The organism is Gluconobacter sp. P1D12_c, assembly GCF_018812105.1.
GTDB classification, from domain to species: Bacteria; Pseudomonadota; Alphaproteobacteria; order Acetobacterales; family Acetobacteraceae; genus Gluconobacter; species Gluconobacter oxydans_A.
The window spans coordinates 1-678 of sequence record NZ_JACSIQ010000122.1 but is presented as its reverse complement, the minus strand read 5'-3'; the positions used below and the strand labels follow the sequence as shown (position 1 = coordinate 678).

Below are 678 nucleotides of genomic sequence, written 5' to 3'. Positions count from 1 at the left end.
TTTCACCAGATTCCAGCACCCGTCCCGGCCAGCGCATGTAGAGCATGACCATCGTGAAACCCAATCGGGAGGTTTCTCCGCGGCGGGTTGCGATCAGATCGAAGTCATCCTGGCTGAGTGTAAAATGTCTCGTGATCTCGCGATCATCGACAGAAGGCTCGTAATGTCGGGCGAGAGCTTCACGGGTCAGAAGACGGCGCCGCGCCATGATCGGATGTCTCCTTCATGTGTCCGGAAGGGGATCGTTGGACGGACTGTCCCGGACAAGTGCAACACGTCATGGAATACAGCCGTGTGCTGTGTCTCATAAAGGTGGTACCATATGTTTTGCAGTCATGGGGCCTTATACGTTACACTTTCCCGTATGACACACATAATGATCGGCTATGCCCGCTGCTCGACGGACAAACAGGATCTCGCGGCCCAGCATCAGGAACTGCTCAAACTCGGTGTTTCTGCCGATCGTATTTACACCGACAAGGGCTTCACCGGCACGAACCGGGAAAGGGCCGGCCTTGACCAGGCACTGGCGGCTGTTCGTAGTGGCGATACTTTGGTCGTACCAAAGCTTGATCGACTGGCCCGCTCTGTCCCTGATGCACGGCTTATTGGCGACAGCCTGGCATCCCGTGGCGTGAAGCTTCAACTTGGGAACAGTATTCACGATCCGTCTGACCC

The 678-nt window shown here is 56.0% G+C and carries 2 protein-coding genes; one reads left to right on the top strand and one right to left on the bottom strand.

What is annotated here, in order from left to right; genetic code table 11:
• The coding region (locus KP705_RS15890) for a DUF4158 domain-containing protein (RefSeq protein ID WP_215764927.1) at positions 1-208 on the bottom strand (208 nt) is incomplete at its 3' end.
• Positions 209-364: 156 nt separating this feature from the next.
• Here KP705_RS15890 and KP705_RS15885 point away from each other — a divergent pair.
• The coding region (locus KP705_RS15885; protein WP_215764926.1) for a recombinase family protein at positions 365-678 on the top strand (314 nt) is incomplete at its 3' end.